Source organism: Polaribacter pacificus (genome assembly GCF_038024035.1).
In the GTDB taxonomy this organism is placed as follows: domain Bacteria; phylum Bacteroidota; class Bacteroidia; order Flavobacteriales; family Flavobacteriaceae; genus Polaribacter; species Polaribacter pacificus.
On sequence record NZ_CP150664.1, the window covers coordinates 1,914,588 to 1,933,902 of the forward strand.

The window sequence follows — 19,315 nt, forward strand, 5'->3', positions numbered from 1 at the left end:
AAAATTCTGTTTTTTAACAAAAGTAAGCCTCACAAAAATAGGCAAAATATGCTACCTTTACTTGCATGTATGCATTGGTAGATTGCAATAATTTTTACGCCTCTTGTGAACGGGTTTTTAACCCTAGTTTACAGGGAAAACCCGTGGCTGTTTTAAGCAATAATGACGGTTGTGTTATCGCGATGAGTGATGAAGCCAAGGCGTTACAATTGCCCTTTGGAGCTCCAATTTTTAAGTGGGAGTCTTTTTGTAAAATGCACGGGATAGAAATCTTGTCATCCAACTATCCATTGTACGGAGATATGAGTGCACGGGTTATGAAAATTCTCGAGCAGTTTTCTAAAGATATTGAAGTCTATTCTATTGATGAAGCTTTTTTAGACCTCAAGGGTTTTGATCAAGCCGCACTCACCAAGTACGCTTTAGAAATGCGGACCCGTATTTTGCAATGGACAGGCATTCCGACCTGTGTAGGAATAGGGCCTACCAAGGCACTTAGCAAAGTGGCGAATAAAATTGCCAGAAAGTTTCCAAAACAAACCCAAGGTGTTTATGTTATAGATTCCGAAGAAAAACGAGTTAAAGCCTTAAAATGGATTCTGTTAAAAGATGTATGGGGCATCGGAAGACGCCTAGAAAAACGCTTGGCCAGTAAAGGTTGCAAAACTGCTTTTGATTTTGCGCAGTTGGATGAGCATTGGCTGCGTAAAAACTTTTCGATTACAGAATGGAAATTACAAAAAGAATTAGCCGGCATTCCTAAGATTGAAATGGAGCTTGCTCAAAGTACTAAAAAGACCATTGCTACTACACGAAGTTTTGAACACACCTTTTCTGACCTCGAAAATATTAAAGAACGCATTGCTACGTTTGCAGTTTCCTGCTCAGAAAAACTGCGAAAACAGCACTCAAGTTGCCATATGGTTTTGGTTTTTTTAAGCAGCAATCGCCATCAAAAAGAAGAAGTGCAGCACCAGGCAAGCACCACAGTTGTTTTTCCGTATCCAACAGATTCTAGCTTGTCTATTAGCCATGCCGCTGTACAGGCAGTTGAATCCATTTTTAGAGAAGGCGTTGAGTACAAACGCGCCGGGGTCCTTGTAACAGGACTGGTTCCAACGGCCAACCATCAGCTTAATTTCTTTGAATGTGAAAATCCAAAGCACAAATCATTAATGAATGCCATTGACTCGTTAAACGGCAGGTATAAGACAGATGTTATTAAGTTAGGACGTCAAGATTTACAGCGTACCTGGAAAATGCGTCAAGAAAGATTATCGCCAAAATTTACCACCAATTTTAAAGATATTATTGTTGTAAAATGAGAAAAAGAAGCCAACATAGTTTAGAGTTTTTAAGCCCAAAATTTAGCAAGGGCAGTAGTACCATCTTAATCGATACTGGAATTTCGGCAGGTTTTCCTTCGCCAGCAGATGATTTTAGAGAAACGCGAATCTCATTAGATGAAGAACTTATTCAGAACAAAGAAGCCACTTTTTTTGCAAGAGTAAGCGGTCAATCAATGATTGGTGCGGGTTTGGATGATAATGATTTATTGGTAATTGACAGAAGCATTGCACCAGCAGACAATAAAATTGCCGTGTGTTTTTTAGATGGCGAGTTTACAGTTAAGCGTTTAAAAGTGGGGAACGGCGAGGTTTGGTTACAGCCAGAAAACGAGAACTATAAGAGTATAAAAATAACAGAAGACAATAATTTTATTATTTGGGGCATCGTTACCAACGTGATTAAAAAGGTCTAAAGCCTTAAAAAATCAAGGTAAAAGAAGTGCTTTTGTTAGGGGTAGAATGTACGGTTAAGCTTCCGTTGTGCATTTTCATAATGTGCTTAGACAGGCTTAAACCAACTCCAGATCCTTCTTTTTTTGTAGAGAAAAAAGGCACAAAAACTTGCTCAATTTGATCTTTTGAAATTCCAGCACCATTGTCAGTTATTTTAATAGCAACTGAGTTTTGACCAGTGCTAAAAGCGCTTAGTTGTATTTTTTTTGCTTCTACGCCCATTGGGCTTTCTACAGCATTTTTGACCAAATTAAAAAGCACCTGTGAGATTTGATTTTCATCAGCAAAAATTTGCAGGGATGCGTCTTTACAATCCACTGTAAATAGGCTCTTTTTTGATGCTTGTTCACTGCTAAAGAGTGCGTGGATTTTTTGCAATAATTCTGTCACGTTAATCACTTGTTTTTCTGGGCTTGAAACTCCAGAAAACGAGCGATAAGAAATAACAAAATCTTGTAGACTTTTGGATTGTTCCTTGATTACTTGTAGCCCCATAAGAGTGTCCTTAAACAACTCTTGGCTTGGCGCAGTTTGCTGCTCTTTAAGACGATGGTACAACGTATCTGTAATTGAGCTAATTGGCGCAATAGAATTCATGATTTCATGGGTTAACACCTTGGTTAATTTTACCCAAGAATCAATTTCTTTATTGTCTAGTTCATTTTTAATATTTGTGGCAACCACCAACAACAGCGATTCATTGTTTAGCTTTATATGGGTGGCATTAAGCGTTAGTAGTTTTGTTTCTCGCTCATTGGTGAGCTCGATGATTTTATTTGAAAAAGGCTTTAATGTTTTAAGCAGTTCAAACAAAGGAGTATCAACCTTTTTTAACTGCTGAATATGCGTTAGAGAGTCGTAATTGAGTAACTTTTTAACACTTTGGTTGGCAAATAAAATATGGTGCTGTGCATTGACGGTTAAGACGCCAATCTCTGCACTTTCTATGATTGATTTGTAATATTGATCTTGTGCTTTGTTCTTTAATTTTATTTTTTGAATGATGGTGTTTACCTTGTTTAGGTGAGCATTGAGCTCTTTGGTTGGCGTTTTTGAGGCTGCCTCAGTAAAATACAAGGTAGAGTCGTTGTTTTTAATGGCGTCAAAAAAATAGGCAATTTTTTTATTGGTTTTGTTAAAGCTAAAGACAAACTGAGCTATGAGGATAAGCAATAAAATTCCTAAAAAAAATGAAATTTCTGTACTGAATTTAAAAAGGCTATAGGCAAATAGCATAGATATAATACAGAGCAATAGCACTTTTAAAAGAAGGAGATAATACAGCTTTTTACTAAACATTATTTTGGCAGATGTTTCTTCGTTTTATTGTACAAGGTTTGTCGGGTGATCCCCAATTGTTTTGCAGCAGTACTCATGTTTCCATCGTGCTTTTCTAAGGCATTTATGATCATGTTTTTTTCCATTTCATCTAAGGTAACATCTTCTTTAAAGCGAGTGTTTTTACTGTTTTTAAAGAAAATATCATTAGAGGTTATTTGCATACTTTCTGTTAAGATAACAATTCTTTCGACAGTGTGTTTTAATTCTCTAATATTTCCGGGCCAAGTGTGTTTTTCTAATTTCTGCAAGGCAGAAGCATGTATTTTAATGTTTGGCTTGTTGTACTTTTTAGCAAAAAGAGCTAGGTAGTGCTTTGTAAGCAGCGCAATGTCTTCTTTTCTGTCTCGCAGTGCGGGCAATTCAATATGAATGGTGTTGATACGGTATAATAAATCTTCTCTAAAACTGCCATCAGCAACCATTTGCTCTAAGTTGCAATTGGTAGCACAAATTAAACGAATGTCTATAGGAATCTGCTTGTTTTCACCCACTTTGGTAATGGTTCTGTTTTGCAAAACCTGCAAAAGCTTGGATTGTAATTGGATGGGCGTATTGCCAATTTCATCTAAAAAAAGAGTTCCTTTGTTGGCAATTTCAAACTTCCCCACCCGATCTTCTATGGCATCTGTATAGGCTCCTTTTTTATGACCAAACAGTTCGCTTTCAAACAAACTCTCTGGAATAGCTCCTAAATCAACAGAGATTAAGAGGTTATTTTTACGAGTAGAAAGTGCCTGTATTTTTTTGGCGATGATTTCTTTTCCGGTACCGTTTTCGCCAGTAATTAAAATATTGGCATCGGTCTTGGCCACCTTTTCTACCATGCTCATTACCGCCTTAAAAGCACTCGATTGACCAATGATGGCATCTGTGTTGGGCGCGTTGATTAGGCTTTTTAGATTTTTTTCATTTTCTTTTAAGCTATTTACCTCTTTGTTAGACCTGCTTAGCTGATAGGCACTCTGCACAGTGGCAAGTAATTTTTTATTGTCCCAAGGCTTTAACACAAAATCGGTAGCACCTTTTTTAAGCGTTTTTACAACCAGCTCTACATCACCATAAGCAGTCATCATAACTACAGAGGTGTTTGGAGCCAGTTCATGAATTCTTTGAAACCAATACAAGCCCTCATTACCGGTGTTGGTTCCTTTGGTAAAGTTCATATCGAGCAATAGTACATCTACCTCTTTTAGGTTGGGAAAAGAAAGCAGCAGGTTAGGATTCTCTATGGTTTTGACCGATTTAAAGTGGGGTTGCAATAACAATTTTAGGGCAACCAAAATGGTTGTATTGTCATCTACGATCAAAACAGTTCCTTTTTTCATCTTTTTTATCTTGAGAACTCAAAACTACAAAAAGCTTTTTTTGATTTGATTAAAGTGTAAAAAATTTTTACAGTTTGTGTAAAATAAATTAACAATTCAACGCTTTTAAATTTAGTTAAAATACTGATAATTAGCTTGTTGTTTTTATGGCATGGTAGTGGTATCAAGAATAGCCAATTAGTATGTAACAGATGAAAATAAAAATTATTTTTTGTATCGTTGTTTTCTTTTTAGGGATTCAAAATCACACTGCTCAGAAAAAATGGAGTTTGGATGAATGCATTGCCTATGCATTTCAAAACAACTTAAGCTTTCAGAACAACAAGTATGATTTAGAAATTAAAGAAGCAAGCTACAATCAAAGTAAACGCAATTTACTACCAAGTATCAGTGCCAGCTCTGGCTACTCCATTAATTATGGGCGTTCTATTGATCCCAACACCAATGGCTATACCAACACAAGTTTCTTTTCGAATAGTTATTCTGTATCTGCTTCCTTAGATTTGTTTGCAGGTTTTAGAAAATGGAATGCTATTTTTTATGAAGACTATCAGAAAAAAGCAACCGAGCAATCTGTATTAAAAGCAAAACAAGCGCTAAAAATTAAAATCTTAGAAAGTTTTCATGAAGTTTTATACAGCCAAGAATTGTTAAACATCACCAAAGAGCAATTGGACATTTCAAAAACAAATGTAAAAATAATTGACACTAAAATTTCTTTAGGTCTAAAAGCAAAATCTGATTTGCACGAAGCAAATTCTTTATTGCTTTCTGATAGTTTAGCCGTTTTAAAGGCGCAGAATTCGGTGCGAGCCAACAAGCTAACCTTGCTCCAAGTTATGAATCTGCCAGAGAAAGAAATCTCGTTACAGCACCCGTTGGAGCTTCAAAAGCAGCAGGCAGTTGCTATTGCAAACTCACAATTTATCATAGACCAAGCGGTACAGCATGTTCCAGAAATTATAGAACAAGAGTTTTTGCTTAGTGCTGCAAAAAAACAAGTGCGTATTACCCGAAGCTATTTGCTTCCTTCTATATCGCTAAGAGCTGGATACAGTACAGGTTTTTATGAGGCCAGAACCAATGCTTTGGGGCAAACAGTTAGTTTTACCACTCAAATACAAGACAATGCCTCAAAATACATTGCTGCCTCTTTAAACATTCCGATATTTTCTGGACTGCAAAAAAGACATCAACTAAAGCTTTCTAAAATTCAGCTGTTGAAAGCCGAAAACAACCTCAGACAAAAAAAGCAGTTGTTAGCACAAGAAATAGAAGCTGCTGTTCAAAAAGCAAATGCCTTAAGTGTAGAGCGAGCGATGTCAGAAAAAAGCATCGACGCAAAAGAATTGGCATTTACCATTGCTCAGAAAAAATTTTCTAATGGACTGATTAACTTTTTTGAGTTAAGTCAAATTAAAAAAGAGTTTATACAAGCCAAGGTAGCACTCTTGCAAGTTTCTATACAGCTTATTAGCAACAAATGGCTTTTACATTATTATCAAAATAACACCTTAAACTAATGGATACCGTACTAGAAAACAAATCTAAATTTACACCCAAAAGGATTGGGATTTTTATTGCTGTATTGGCGGTAATCTCGCTAATATCTTACAGTATTTTTAGCGCGAATAGCTCAACGTATAAAACCGATAAAGACCAGGTAACGATAGCCAGTGTTAGTCATGGTAGTTTTAATGATTATATTAGTATTGGCGGTACTGTAAAGCCCATAACGACGGTTTTTTTAGATGCTTATGAAGGTGGGAGAGTTCAGGAGATTAACATAGAAGAAGGCGCCATGCTAAAAAAGGGTGATGTGATTCTAACCCTAGAAAACCAATCTCTTTACGAAGAAATTTTAAGCAGTGAAAACAATTTGGCAACCAAACAGAACAACTTACGAGACACCAAATTAAAATTTGAATCCAATAGAATTTTGGGACAAAAAAACACCTTGGAGGCACGTTTTAGGTTTGTCCAAGCAAAGCGAAAGTTTGAGCAGTATACAAAGTTGTATACAGAAGAGTTGATTGCCAAAGAAGAGTATTTACAAGCCAAAGAAAGTTTTGAGCTTACCAAAAATCAATTAGACATTACGCTGTTTCAGAACCAACAAGATTCCATTTTACAACTAACAGGAATCAAAGATTTAGACAACGATTTACTGCGAATGAAAAAAACCTTGAATTTGGTCTATGACAGAATCAACCAATTAAAAGTAAAATCGCCGATTGATGGTCAGTTGGGCTTTTTAGATGTTCAGATAGGTCAGCAAATTAGCAGAGGGAAGCAAATTGGTCAGATAAATGTACTGTCTAGCTATAAAATAGAATCAGAAGTTAGTGAGTTTTATTTGGATCGTGTAAAAAGAGGATTGACCGGAACTTTTGAGAGAAATGGAAAAAGCTATGGCTTAAAACTTAAAAAAATCTATCCAGAAGTACGGAACAACACCTTTAAGGTTGATTTAATTTTTGATGGAGAACGACCAGATAATATTACTACTGGGCAAAGCTATTATATTAAATTGCAATTGGGCAATCCCACCAAAGCAATCTTATTGCCAAAAGGAGTCTTTTTTCAGAATACCTCAGGCCAATGGGTCTATGTATTAGACGCTTCTGGAGAGGTTGCTGTTAAAAGAAACATCAAACTAGGAAAACAAAACCCAGACTTTTACGAGGTCATTGAAGGTTTGGAGCAGGGAGAAAAAGTAATCATCTCTAGCTATGATTCCTTTGGCGAAAACGAAAAAATAATCTTAAAATAAAGAACAAATTAAATAGAATAATTATGATTAAAACAAGCAGTTTATCCAAGATTTTTAGAACCGAAGAGATTCAAACTCGGGCGCTAAACGAAGTAAATTTAGAAGTAAAAGATGGTGAGTTTGTAGCCATTATGGGCCCATCAGGTTGTGGAAAATCAACCCTGTTAAACATTATTGGTTTGTTAGACAATCCAAGCTCTGGAACCTATCATTTTAACGGCGTTGAGGTTGGTAAATTAAAAGAAAACAAACGAACCAAATACAGAAAAGGCAATGTGGGTTTTGTCTTTCAGAGCTTTAATTTAATTGATGAATTAACAGTTTATGAAAATGTTGAACTGCCATTAATTTATTTAAACATCAAGGCAAAAGAGCGTAAAAGAATGATTGTTGAGGTGCTAGAGCAGATGGATATGGGACATAGAATTAAGCATTTTCCAAAACAACTTTCTGGAGGGCAGCAACAGCGTGTGGCCATTGCTAGAGCTGTGGTGGCAAATCCAAAATTGATTTTAGCAGATGAGCCTACAGGAAACCTAGACTCAAAAAACGGAATTGAGGTAATGAACCTACTAACCAAATTAAACCGTGAAGGAACCACTATTATTATGGTTACGCACTCAGACAGAGATGCTGCATATGCACATAGAACCATTCAATTGTTTGATGGGCAAATTGTGGCAGAAAATATAAAAGACAAAGCTTTGGTGTAATCAACCTCAGGATACATTTAACAAATACGCTTACACCATGCTTATACATTATATAAAACTTAGTCTTAGAAATTTTCGCTCGAATGCAATTATCTTTTGGGGTAGCTTGCTAACACTTTGTTTGGGGGCCTTGTGCATCTCATTGTTGTTTTCTTATGTAAACAATGAGGTTAGCATGGATAATTTTTATAAGAATAAGGAAGACATGTATTTGTTAACCTTGAAGAGTTCTCCTAAAGGAGGATGGACGTCAATTCGTAGATTTGAAGCCAAAGAATATCCAGAGGTTAAAAATGCAACGACTTTAAAAAATTATAAAGAAGATGAGTTAAAGCTTAGTTATAATAACAACACTTTTACTCCGAAAGGTATCGTAATCGATAGTAGTTTTTTTAAAGTGTTTACCTTTTCTTTAAAGCTCGGACAATTAGACGGATTGGCAGAAGATAGAGAAGCTATTGTTTTAAGTGAAACGTATAGCAAAAAAATATTTGGGGATAAAAATCCAATTGGGAAGAGCTTGAAGGTCGTGATGGAGTATTATGAAGGAGTTCGCATTGTAAAAGGTATTGTCAAAATACCCCCAAACAGTTCATTATCGTTTGACTATTTATTACCAGCAGGAAGAAGCAATTTTGGAAGCAATGAGTTTAACAGAATGGGTATTGATTTTATCCGTGTAAATGATCAATTTAACCCAGAAGCATTTAATGAAAAAATTAAGCACATAAATAACAATGTGCCAAGGTTTTACCCTCAATACACAAAAAGCATTACCAAAGTGGTGCCTTTTAAAGACTTGTATTTGGACAGTCAATACAAAACCATAGTTAATCGCACCCATCTTAACACTGGAGATAAAAACAACAACAATATTTTAAAAATAATCATTTTAGTTGTTTTTTTAGTTTCCATGCTAAACTATACTAGTTTGCAGATTGTGAATACACATTCTGTGACTAAAAATATTATTATTTCTAAGATAAATGGCGCACTAAAAAAACACATTTACATTCAAAAAATCGTTGAAACCCTAATAATTGTTGGCCTCTCCGCATTGATAATTACCTTCTTTTACAACCTCATTTCACCTTCTTTTAATGCATTTGTAAAGGTAAATTTGGCACCACCTCTTTGGAAAATACTTTTAGTGAACAGTATTATTTTAGCGGCCATCGCCTTTTTAGGTTTGGTGTATCCAATGATCATCATTCATCGTTTTTCTGATGTTAAAAACCTAAAACAAAATAACAGTTCGCAAAAAATTAATGGCAAACAATTTATTGTCATTGGACAATTTGCCTTGGCTTTTGTATTGCTTATTTCTTCTGTTATAGTTCATCGGCAATTGCAACTAATGCTTAATAAAGATTTGGGTTTTAGTAGCGAGGATATTGTTAGAGTCAAACTTTTTTATGAAACACCCTATAATCCAGAGATTAGATTTTGGAGTGATGAGCGAAAAAAGCAAGAGACTGAAATGCTTCAAAAAATACCTCAATATATAAATGATCAATTGGCTTCTTTTTCTTCGGTAGAAAAAGTTGCTCAGGGCTATTCTCCTTTAGATCCTTTTACAATTGATTGGAAGAACAAAGAAAACAATGAGCAACTTGAACCTTTTCATACCTTAATTATTACACCAGGTTACTTAGACATGTTTAATTTACAGGTTACGCAAGGTCGATTTTTTGATAAGACGAAAGACAAACCAAGAAATAATATTATAATGCTAAATGAGGCTGCTGTAAAATATTGGAATATTACAGACATCAATAGCACCCGAATATTGGGAAGATCTTGGGGAGGAGCAGAAGGTTATCAAATTGTTGGAGTGGTAAAGGATTTTAATTTTCAACACCTATCAGCAAAACCAAAACCATTAATGATGCTTTATTGGGCAGACCCAGACGCTGATTATTTTATAAAATTTACTAAGAACAGTACACAAGAAGGATTACAACAGCTAGAAAAATTATTTAAAGAAATAAATCCTAATCAAACGTTTAGCTACTCTTTTTTAAGTAATGAATTGGATGCCTTATATATAAAAGAAAGACGCTTGAGCACCATTTATATTTTCTTTACCATCATTGCCTTACTCATCTCAGCCATTGGGTTGTTTACCATCGCCTTGTATGATACAAGACGAAGAATAAAGGAAATAGGCATTCGCAAAGTAAACGGAGCAACGAGCACAGAAATTGTCACTATGCTTAACAAAGATTTTATGAAATGGGTATTTATCGCGTTTATCATTGCCACCCCAATTGCTTATTATGCGATGAATAGTTGGCTGATGAATTTTGCCTATAAAACAGCCTTGAGTTGGTGGATATTTATTGTGGCTGGGTTGTTTACATTGATTATTGCCTTGTTTACGGTGAGTTGGCAAAGTTATTTTGCCGCCAAGAAAAATCCAGTAACGGCTTTACGAGATGATTAGTTTAGAGAGAAAATAGAGAAGAGAAAAGAGAAAACTGACAAAAATAATATGGTATTAGAAAAAGCAAAATAAGATGTATCTACTTAAAATCATAAAAGAATACCTGCGAAGAATCCTTCGGAATTACAAAATTTATGCAATTACCATTTTGGGGATGAGCATTGCTATTATTGCTAGTTTTCATATTTACTTTTTTGTAGCCAAAGAGTACAGTGTTAATGCTTTTCATGAACATAAAAAAGATATTTATCGGGTTGTTTTAAAAAACACTAATAGTAATTATAGGTACAATGGCTGTTCTGTTCCTGTGGCTAAAATTTTAAAAGAGCAATTACCAGAAGTGGTCGATTATGTACGAATAGAAGATTCTTTTAATTTTAAAATAAACATAGGTGGGAATGATGTAGACAAACGTTTTACAGTCATTGACAAGTCTTTTTTTAACCTGTTTGATTTTAAGTTGATTCAGGGAGATATTACACAGTTTAATAACTCAACTAATGGGATGATTATTTCTCAAAAGATGGCAAAAATGCTCTTTGGAAATGAAGACCCAATTAATAAAGTAATCCAAGATGTTGGAAGAGCCAATAGTTCTTTTCGGGTTCTAGGAGTTATTGATGATATCCCAAGAGAATCCACCATACAGGGTGATTTTTTTGTACCCTTTCGGTTTTTAGAATCCATTATGTCAGAAGGAAGTGAGTGGTCTGAACTAGCAGAAACATATCTTTATATACCAAATTTAGCAGATGAGGATGCCTTTCTAGAAAAAGCATATGCTGTTTTATTGGAAGCCAACAAAAAATTAAAAAAGGATTTTTTAAGTTATGATTTACAGCGATTGGATGAGGTATACCTGCATTCAGAAGATGTGAGAAATCAAGAAGTAAAAGGCTCGTATCAATATGTAATGATATTATTTATAGTTTCTTTACTGCTGTTGCTCCTAGCCTCTGTTAACTATGTGGTTATGAATCTTGGTTTAAATTTAAATAGAATAAAAGAGTTTCAATCTCGTAGATATTTAGGAGCCACCAAAAATAATTTATACTTACAACTACTTACAGAATCTATTGTAAACGTAAGCATCTGTTTTTTACTAACCTTAGTTTCGTATTCTTTTCTGAGTGATTTTGTTTCCAGTATTTTAGATTTTGACTATAAATTATCGTTTCAAAAAGATGTATTTATTTTACTTAGTTATTACCTGTTTTTATTAGGGATCGCCTTTGTAACCTCGTTCGCTCAGTTTTTGTTATTGTATAAACCCGTTTTTAATTCATTCTCTTTAAAAACAAAGGCCTCAGGATTTGGAAAAAAGTTTCTTATCACCAGCCAACTAGTGTTGTTTTTGGTGACTTTGATGATGGCATTTTTTGTAAACAAACAGCTAAATTTTATCCAACAAACAGAGGTGGGTTTTCAAAAGGACAACATATTTTCTGTGAGCACCTATCCAGGGGCAAACCAAGTGAAAGATTTTCTACAATCAAGACCCTATGTCAATTCTTTTACTAGAGGAAACTCATTGTTTTATAGAACCTTTAATTTATATGACGTTAACGTACTAAAAACCAATACAAGCATAAAAGCAAGTCTTTTAATAGGTGATCCAAATTATGTTAAAACGCATGGCTTAGAAATTGTAGCAGGAAATGATTTTAATCCAAACCTAGTGAGGGATTTTGACGATAAAGAAAAAAACAAAACCAGAGGAAAAGAAATCATAGAGGTCATAGTCAATGAAGAGTTTGTAAAAAATGCAGGCTTAGAAAACCCTATAGGAACGATTTTAAAATACAAGTCCTATTTAGACAAAAGAGATGATGCAAAAATTGTCGGTGTTTTTAAGAATGTATACAACACACCTCTATACAATGCAGCCCATCCAATAGTTGTTGGGTACAATTACAGTGGGTTGTATGTGCATATTTTTCAGGTAAACATCCATCCAAAAAATAGAGAGCAATTTAAACAAGAGTATAACCAGTTTTTTGAGTCTAGAACAAAAACAAAAAATGGATTTGATAGAAATGTTTCACAAGTCAATTACGATGAGGTGTATGAAAAAGAGATTCACTTAAAAAGAATCTTACAGTTTTTCTCTGTAATTGTAATGATAATTGCCTCATTAGGGCTTGTTGCTATTAGTCTTTTTATTACACAAAACCGCACCAAAGAAATAGGGGTCCGCAAGATCAACGGAGCAACGATTTTAGAGATTTTAAAAATGCTCAACAAGAGTTTTGTAATCTGGGTAGGCATTGCCTTTGTGGTAGCGGTGCCAGTAAGTTATTTGGCCATGCAAAAATGGCTGCAAAATTTTGCTTTTAAAACGGCATTGAGTTGGTGGGTTTTTGCACTGTCTGGTTTGTTGGTTTTATTAATTTCATTGCTAGCAGTGAGTTGGCAAACCTATAAGGCAGCTACGCAGAATCCAGTGGAAGCTTTGCGGGATGAATAGTTAAGAGAGAGAAGAGAAAAGAGAGAAGAGAAAAGAGAGAACTGACAAAAATAAAATTAGATGTATCTATTTAAAATCATAAAAGAATACCTGCGAAGAATTGTACGAAACTACAAAATCTATGCAATCACCATTTTAGGAATGAGCATTGCTATTATTGCGAGTTTTCATATCTATTTTTTTGTAGCCAAAGAGTACAGTGTTGATGCTTTTCATGAACATAAAAAAGATGTGTATCGGGTTCTTAGTACTGGTAAGTACAGTAATCTTCGCCAAAAAAGCAACGTAATGCCTTTTGGTCAAAAAATCAAAGAAAAAATCCCAGGGGTAAAGAACTATGTAAGAGTATTGACCGATCGATTTGTACTTTCTCAAGATGGCCAAAAAACAGAGACACTTTTTCAAATGACTGATCCTGCTTTTTTTGAACTTTTTAGCTTCCCTTTAAAACAAGGAAATGTTTTGGATTTTAAAAATAAACCGAATGGGGTTGTTTTATCCGAAAAGAAAGCAAACGAATTGTTTTTAAATCAAAACCCGATAGGAAAGGTTTTAAATATTTCTAAAGAAAATTTTAGAACAAAGGCCATTGAAAGTTGGCAATTAGAGGTTGTTGGGGTGCTAAAAGACATCCCAAAGACCTCCACCATCCAAGGTGATTCTTTTATTAATATCGCTTTTTTTACACAGGTGTATAAAGATGATTTTGAGGTTGGATGGAACTCTTCTTTCCCTGAATTGTATCTACAGGTCCCAGATTTACAAAATAAGGCAGCTTTTGAAACCCAAATTTCAAAGTTGTTCCTTGAAAATTATAATTTAAACAATCCTGTTAAATTTCACCAAAAAGAAGGTGATCAGAAATTTTCGATCCAACGACTAGATGCTATTTATTTTGATTCTGAAGATGTAGATCGTCAAGTTTTAAAAGGATCAAGACAATTTGTAAACGTGTTGTGGTTAATTGGGTTCTTAACCCTACTCTTAGCAACAACCAATTATATAATTATGAATTTAGGATTGAACCTAAACCGAGCAAAAGAGTTTCAATCAAGGCGTTACTTAGGGGCTAGTAAGTTGAATATATTAGGGCAATTAAGTCTTGAGTCAATAATCAATGTAAGCCTCTGTTTTGTGATTGCCTTACTTACCTATCCGTTGTTTAGTGATAGTGTTGCAAGCCTGCTAGATTTCACTTACCAATTAAACTATATAACAGATATAGGTATCGTCTTATCCTTTTTTGCCATTCTTGTATGTATTGCTTTTATGACGGGATTATTACAATACCTTATTTTATACAGTGCAATTTTTGCGAGTACGAAAGGTGCTAAAAAAATAAATTTTTCGATTAGCGCTATCATCAAAGGGCTTATTGGACTTCAATTATTTTTATTTATTACAATTATCTGTTGTGCCATTATAGTGCAAAAGCAAAACACGTTTTTACAAAACAAAGATTTAGGGTTTAATCCAGAAAACATCATTTCTATCTACCCAAACAGAGAGAATGAAGCCATTAGAGATTTATTAGCGAGTAAAAGTTATGTCGCTTCATTTTCACAAGGCGAAGAATTGTTTCGGACAGAATTTCGATTGGATGAATACGAAGTAGGGACAGAAAAGCAAAAAATAAGTGCAACTATTATTCAAGGAGATGGAAATTATGTTAAAACACACGGAATAGAGCTTGTACAAGGAAGAAATTTTCAACCCTTTTTAACATATAAAACTCTTTTTGATTGGGATGAGCGTAAAAAAATGGACATAGTTGAGGTGATTGTCAATGAAGAATTTGTTAGAAAAGCCAACTTAAAAAACCCAATAGGGACTCTAATTTCGAATAGGGATTACAAAATAGTAGGTGTTTTTAAGAACACCTATAATACGCCGTTGTACAATCCAATTCAACCAACAATTTTAGGCTTTGATTTTTCCTTTAGCTCAAACAAATATCAAATAGCATACAATCCGACATTTAAAAAAGAATTGTTAAATGATTTGTATGCCTTTTTTGAAAAATTTGAGCTTAGCAAAGCAGTGTATCAAAATTACATCCATGAATTTGATTATAAAGAGGTCTATAAAAAAGAGGTGCAATTAAAAAACCTCTTGCAATTGTTTACAGGTATTGTATTGGTTATAGCTGTACTAGGTCTTTTTGCCATTAGTTTATTCATCACTCAAAACCGCACCAAAGAAATTGGGGTTCGCAAGATCAACGGAGCAACTATTTTAGAGGTTTTAAAAATGCTCAACAAGACTTTTGTGTTTTGGGTCGCTATTGCCTTTGTATTTGCCGTGCCTATTAGCTATATCATCATGCAAAAATGGCTGCAAAATTTTGCTTTTAAAACGGCATTGAGTTGGTGGGTTTTTGCACTGTCTGGTTTGTTGGTTTTATTAATTTCATTGCTAGCAGTGAGTTGGCAAACCTACAAGGCAGCTACGCAGAATCCGGTGAAGGCTTTGCGGGATGATTAGTTTGGTGAGAGAAGAGAAAAGAGAGAATAGAAAATAGAAAAGAGAACTGACAAAAATAATATGGTATTAAAAAAACAAAATTTAGATGTATCTATTTAAAATCATAAAAGAATACTTAAGAAGAATTGTACGAAACTACAAGATTTATGCAATTACCATTTTGGGGATGAGCATTGCTATTATTGCGAGTTTTCATATCTATTTTTTTGTACAAAAAGAGTACAGTGTTGATGCTTTTCAGGAAAATAAAGAAGATTTGTACCGGGTTTTAAATACCGAACAGACATTTAAGTCTGAGATGGTTTTTATTGGAATGGCTGAATTTTTAAAAGAAGAGTTTCCAGAAGTAGTCGATTATATTAGAATTACAGGTAATAGTTTTAAAGTAAAAAATATTTCTGAAGAGGAATGGCAAGTTTTTAATAAAGTAGACAAATCGTTTTTTGAGTTGCTCAATTTTCCCATAATTAACGGAAGTACTGCTTCTTTTGACAATAAAGTTAACCATATTGTTATTTCAAAAAAAATAGCCACCAAGCTTTTTGGCAATGAAAATCCTGTTGGTCAAACTATAGAAGCTACTCAGTTTAATCAAAAGATTCCTCAATCTTTTATTGTTATTGCCGTAATGCAAAATATTCCTAAGGAGTCTACAATAGTTGGTGATTTTTTCTTGCCTTTTGCAAAACGTAAATCCATTTGGGAAGGAGGTCCTGAGGTTACCGCCTACTTATTTATGCCTAATTTAATAAGTCAAAAAGAATTTATTGAAAAGGCTATAGCCAAGCTAGATAAAATCTTGTCTTTTAAAGACAATAGTTTTGAGCTTCAAAAACTAAAGAATGTTTATTTAAATTCAGAAGAAGTTGCATACCAGAAGATTAAAGGATCTAAGCAATTTGCAGATATTTTATTTATAGTTTCCCTGCTGCTTTTGTTTTTAGCATCCATTAATTATGTAGTAATGAGCTTAGGACTCAACCTTAGTCGAATAAAGGAGTTTAAAGCAAAACGATATTTAGGCGCAACAAGATTAATTCTGTTTTATCAGCTTTTAGTAGAATCATTGTTAAACATTTTTATCTGTTTTGTATTTACCTTACTAACATATCCTTTGTTTAGTGATTTTATAAAATCCCTTTTAGGCTTCACTCATAAATTTTCTTACGCCAACGATATTTCTATTCTAGTTAATTATTTTCTCTTTTTAGTTTTCATTGCTACACTAACCTCGAGTATTGAGTTTTTAGTATTGAAAAGGAATATAACTAAATTCACAAAAGGAGCTACAAAAAAGACAAATACGAATGTACCAATGTTAATTGGATTTCAATTGGTTTTGTTTGTTTCTATAATCTGTGTAGCATTATTTGTTAATAAGCAAATCAACTTTATCCAAGCCAAAGATCTTGGTTTTGATAATGAAGATATTTACACTATTAATAATACAATGCGTAAGGATAAAGAAATAGAAGATTTCTTAGAGAAGAATGCAAAAGTAAATGAGTTTACTAGGGGTAAGAGGTTGTTTTACGAGGTGCCTGACCTTAAGGATATAAAAATAGTAAACACAAATACAACAATAAAAGCAAATATTAAATTGGGGTATCCCAAATATGAAAAAACACATCAGCTAACTATACTACAAGGCTCCGTGCTAAGAAAATTACCAGGAATCATTGATAGTGAGAGTATAGGTGAGGTTGTCGTAAATGAAAAGTTTATAAAACAGGCAAACTTAAAAAACCCGATAGGTACTATAATTCAAAATTCTTACTTTAATAATCACAAAGCAGAAATCATAGGAGTGTTTAAAGACGTTCATAACATGCCACTCTATAACCCAATGGAGCCTATTGTTGTCGGCACATTTAACATTAAAGTTAATGGTTTTATATTAAATATTGACAAAATAAATATTGATGCGTTTAAAAAGGAGTATGACATTTTTCAAAAGAATTTACTTGTTGAATTCAAGGATATTTCTTCAGATGTTTTGAGTGTAGATTATGCAAAAATTTATGAAAAGGAGACAAACTTTAAAAACCTTTTGATATTCTTTGCGTTTATTGTTATAACGATTTCAGTTCTAGGCTTAATTGCTACAAGTGTCTACGTAACCCAAAACCGCACCAAAGAAATAGGTATTCGTAAAATAAATGGAGCAACCACCTTACAAATTCTAAAAATGCTCAATAAAAGTTTTGTGTTTTGGGTGGGTATTGCTTTTGTATTTGCAGTTCCCGTTAGCTATATCATCATGCAAAAATGGCTTCAAAATTTTGCTTTTAAAACGGTATTGAGTTGGTGGGTTTTTGCACTGTCTGGTTTGATTGTTTTAGTGATTTCATTGCTTGCGGTAAGTTGGCAAACCTATAAGGCAGCTACGCAGAATCCGGTGAAGGCTTTGCGAGACGATTAGTTTGGTGAGAGAAGAGAAAAGAGAAGAGAGAAGTTCTCGATCTGCCTATCGCAGGTAGGTGTAATATTCCAAAAAAAAACCACGCAGGTTGCGTGGTTTTTAGATCTTATTATTTCTACTTAAAAACACTTTCCAAAGGAAAAGATTTAGGATAGGAAGTTTAACAAAATTCGTCGTAAGCTTGTGCTAAGTTTTGCGCAATCATCTGTGCAGAACGTCCTTCAATATGGTGACGCTCTAGCATGTGAACCAAGTTCCCATCCTTAAACAAGGCAATGGCTGGTGATGATGGAGGAAAAGGAATCATATGTTCTCTTGCTTTTTGAGTCGATTCTTTTTCTACACCTGCAAAAACAGTTGTTAAATTTGTAGGTCTTTTGTCTGCGCCTAATGAAGCAATCGCTCCAGGTCTAGCAGTACCTGCTGCACAACCACAAACAGAATTTACCATAACTAAGGTTGTTCCTTCTTTTGCCAATGCATTGTCTACATCTTCAGCAGTATATAAAGCTTCAAAACCAGCGTTGATCAATTCATCACGCATTGGTTTTACTAATTCTTCTGGATACATAATTTAAAATTTTAAGCTACAAAGGTACAGATAAAAATTAGGATTTAAAAGTCTAAGAATCTAACAAAGCGTTAACTTTTAGATCAGGTTTTTATGCCTATATTTGACACCTTAAAAAGATAAAAATGGGAAATTTTACCAAATGGTTAGGAGCAGGATTGGGTTTTACCTTAGGTGGGCCAATCGGGAGCATCATTGGGTTTGCAGTAGGAAGTTTTGTAGATGGATTTAGCAAAGAAGACATACTTAAAGAAGCACAGTCTGCCAGAGGTCGTTCTGCAGGAACGCAATCGGGAGATTTTGAAATAAGTTTATTGGTTTTGGCCTCTGTTGTGATAAAGGCTGATGGAAAGGTAGATCAACGAGAACTCGATTATGTAAGAACTCAGTTTGTAGGCATGTACGGCAAGGATCGTGCAAACAATGCATTTCGTTTGTTTAAAGGCATCATCAAAGAACAAGTGTCTTCTTACCAAGTTTGTATGCAAATAAGACAGCATATGCCACATGCTTCTCGATTGCAATTGCTTCACTTTTTGTTTGGGATAGCCAAATCAGATGAGCACGTTACAGAAGTTGAGGTTATAGAAATTAAAAAAATAGCAGGGTATTTAAACATCAATCCACATGATTTTGAATCGATCAAGGCCATGTTTTTTGACAGCTCTGACAATGCCTATAAGATTTTAGAAATCACCAAAGATGCCACCAATGATGAGCTTAAAAAAGCCTACCGAAAAATGGCTAAAAAATACCATCCAGACAAGCTGCAAGATTTAGGAGAAGAGCATTTAAAAGGCGCACAGGATAAATTTTTACAGATTCAAAATGCCTACGAAAAATTAAAGAAAGAGCGAGGAATGAATTAGAAAAGCATCGTCTGTATTGCAAGTTCTCAATCGTATACTTTATAGGTTAGAACCGCTGTAAGGCTGCGCCATTCTCCCTTGGCAACTTTGTCCTTTTGAACC

At 34.3% G+C, this 19,315-nt stretch carries 13 protein-coding genes; 10 read left to right on the top strand and 3 right to left on the bottom strand.

Translation table 11 applies throughout. The features are described 5' to 3' along the window. Positions 1-65 precede the first annotated feature (65 nt). Entirely contained in the window at positions 66-1,325 is a 1,260-nt protein-coding gene (locus WHC90_RS08685) for a Y-family DNA polymerase (protein WP_188598084.1), read from the top strand. Continuing rightward, complete coding sequence (locus tag WHC90_RS08690) at positions 1,322-1,762, top strand: LexA family protein (protein ID WP_188598085.1); 441 nt, start codon at positions 1,322-1,324, stop codon at positions 1,760-1,762. The genes WHC90_RS08685 and WHC90_RS08690 overlap by 4 nt, the downstream gene beginning before the upstream one ends. A 4-nt stretch (positions 1,763-1,766) precedes the next feature. Here the strand turns inward: WHC90_RS08690 and WHC90_RS08695 are convergent, their stop codons facing one another. Together WHC90_RS08695 and WHC90_RS08700 are read right to left on the bottom strand one after the other, a co-directional pair. Next, a complete protein-coding gene (locus tag WHC90_RS08695; RefSeq protein ID WP_188598086.1) occupies positions 1,767-3,038 on the bottom strand; it encodes a sensor histidine kinase in 1,272 nt (423 codons plus the stop codon). Between the two features lie 62 nt (positions 3,039-3,100). Beyond that, entirely contained in the window at positions 3,101-4,468 is a 1,368-nt protein-coding gene (locus tag WHC90_RS08700; protein WP_188598087.1) for a sigma-54-dependent transcriptional regulator, read from the bottom strand. A gap of 191 nt (positions 4,469-4,659) precedes the next feature. Between WHC90_RS08700 and WHC90_RS08705 the strand changes: the two genes are divergently transcribed. From WHC90_RS08705 to WHC90_RS08735, 7 genes are all read left to right on the top strand, one after another. Next, positions 4,660-5,991, top strand: coding sequence for a TolC family protein (locus tag WHC90_RS08705; RefSeq protein WP_188598088.1), 1,332 nt, complete (start codon positions 4,660-4,662; stop codon positions 5,989-5,991). Beyond that, the gene (locus tag WHC90_RS08710; protein ID WP_188598089.1) at positions 5,991-7,241 is read left to right on the top strand and encodes an efflux RND transporter periplasmic adaptor subunit; all 1,251 of its coding nucleotides are present in this window, start codon (positions 5,991-5,993) and stop codon (positions 7,239-7,241) included. Before WHC90_RS08705 ends, WHC90_RS08710 begins: the two co-directional genes overlap by 1 nt. Before the next feature lie 23 nt (positions 7,242-7,264). Then, a complete protein-coding gene (locus WHC90_RS08715) occupies positions 7,265-7,954 on the top strand; it encodes an ABC transporter ATP-binding protein (protein WP_188598090.1) in 690 nt (229 codons plus the stop codon). Positions 7,955-7,991: 37 nt separating this feature from the next. Then, positions 7,992-10,400 (top strand): ABC transporter permease, encoded by a 2,409-nt coding sequence (locus tag WHC90_RS08720; protein ID WP_188598091.1) that lies wholly within the window; start codon positions 7,992-7,994, stop codon positions 10,398-10,400. 73 nt (positions 10,401-10,473) lie between these two features. Then, on the top strand, positions 10,474-12,867 hold the full coding sequence (locus tag WHC90_RS08725) for an ABC transporter permease (protein ID WP_188598092.1): 2,394 nt from the start codon (positions 10,474-10,476) through the stop codon (positions 12,865-12,867). A 60-nt stretch (positions 12,868-12,927) separates the two neighbouring features. After that, positions 12,928-15,351, top strand: a complete 2,424-nt coding sequence (locus tag WHC90_RS08730; protein WP_188598093.1) for an ABC transporter permease — start codon at positions 12,928-12,930, stop codon at positions 15,349-15,351. A gap of 85 nt (positions 15,352-15,436) precedes the next feature. Continuing rightward, a complete protein-coding gene (locus WHC90_RS08735; RefSeq protein ID WP_188598094.1) occupies positions 15,437-17,773 on the top strand; it encodes an ABC transporter permease in 2,337 nt (778 codons plus the stop codon). A 160-nt stretch (positions 17,774-17,933) separates the two neighbouring features. Here the strand turns inward: WHC90_RS08735 and WHC90_RS08740 are convergent, their stop codons facing one another. Beyond that, on the bottom strand, positions 17,934-18,344 hold the full coding sequence (locus WHC90_RS08740) for a BrxA/BrxB family bacilliredoxin (protein ID WP_188598095.1): 411 nt from the start codon (positions 18,342-18,344) through the stop codon (positions 17,934-17,936). Positions 18,345-18,469: 125 nt separating this feature from the next. On the opposite strand from WHC90_RS08740, the gene WHC90_RS08745 reads away from it, so the two are divergent. Further along, on the top strand, positions 18,470-19,213 hold the full coding sequence (locus WHC90_RS08745; RefSeq protein ID WP_188598096.1) for a TerB family tellurite resistance protein: 744 nt from the start codon (positions 18,470-18,472) through the stop codon (positions 19,211-19,213). Positions 19,214-19,315 lie beyond the last annotated feature (102 nt).

Coding starts and splice junctions, on each gene's coding strand:
- WHC90_RS08735 (WP_188598094.1), top strand. CDS start 15,437: ATGTATCTATTTAAAATCATAAAAGAATACTTAAGAAGAATTGTACGA.
- WHC90_RS08685 (WP_188598084.1), top strand. CDS start 66: ATGTATGCATTGGTAGATTGCAATAATTTTTACGCCTCTTGTGAACGG.
- WHC90_RS08705 (WP_188598088.1), top strand. CDS start 4,660: ATGAAAATAAAAATTATTTTTTGTATCGTTGTTTTCTTTTTAGGGATT.
- WHC90_RS08695 (WP_188598086.1), bottom strand. CDS start 3,038: ATGCTATTTGCCTATAGCCTTTTTAAATTCAGTACAGAAATTTCATTT.
- WHC90_RS08710 (WP_188598089.1), top strand. CDS start 5,991: ATGGATACCGTACTAGAAAACAAATCTAAATTTACACCCAAAAGGATT.
- WHC90_RS08730 (WP_188598093.1), top strand. CDS start 12,928: ATGTATCTATTTAAAATCATAAAAGAATACCTGCGAAGAATTGTACGA.
- WHC90_RS08745 (WP_188598096.1), top strand. CDS start 18,470: ATGGGAAATTTTACCAAATGGTTAGGAGCAGGATTGGGTTTTACCTTA.
- WHC90_RS08720 (WP_188598091.1), top strand. CDS start 7,992: ATGCTTATACATTATATAAAACTTAGTCTTAGAAATTTTCGCTCGAAT.
- WHC90_RS08690 (WP_188598085.1), top strand. CDS start 1,322: ATGAGAAAAAGAAGCCAACATAGTTTAGAGTTTTTAAGCCCAAAATTT.
- WHC90_RS08725 (WP_188598092.1), top strand. CDS start 10,474: ATGTATCTACTTAAAATCATAAAAGAATACCTGCGAAGAATCCTTCGG.
- WHC90_RS08700 (WP_188598087.1), bottom strand. CDS start 4,468: ATGAAAAAAGGAACTGTTTTGATCGTAGATGACAATACAACCATTTTG.
- WHC90_RS08715 (WP_188598090.1), top strand. CDS start 7,265: ATGATTAAAACAAGCAGTTTATCCAAGATTTTTAGAACCGAAGAGATT.
- WHC90_RS08740 (WP_188598095.1), bottom strand. CDS start 18,344: ATGTATCCAGAAGAATTAGTAAAACCAATGCGTGATGAATTGATCAAC.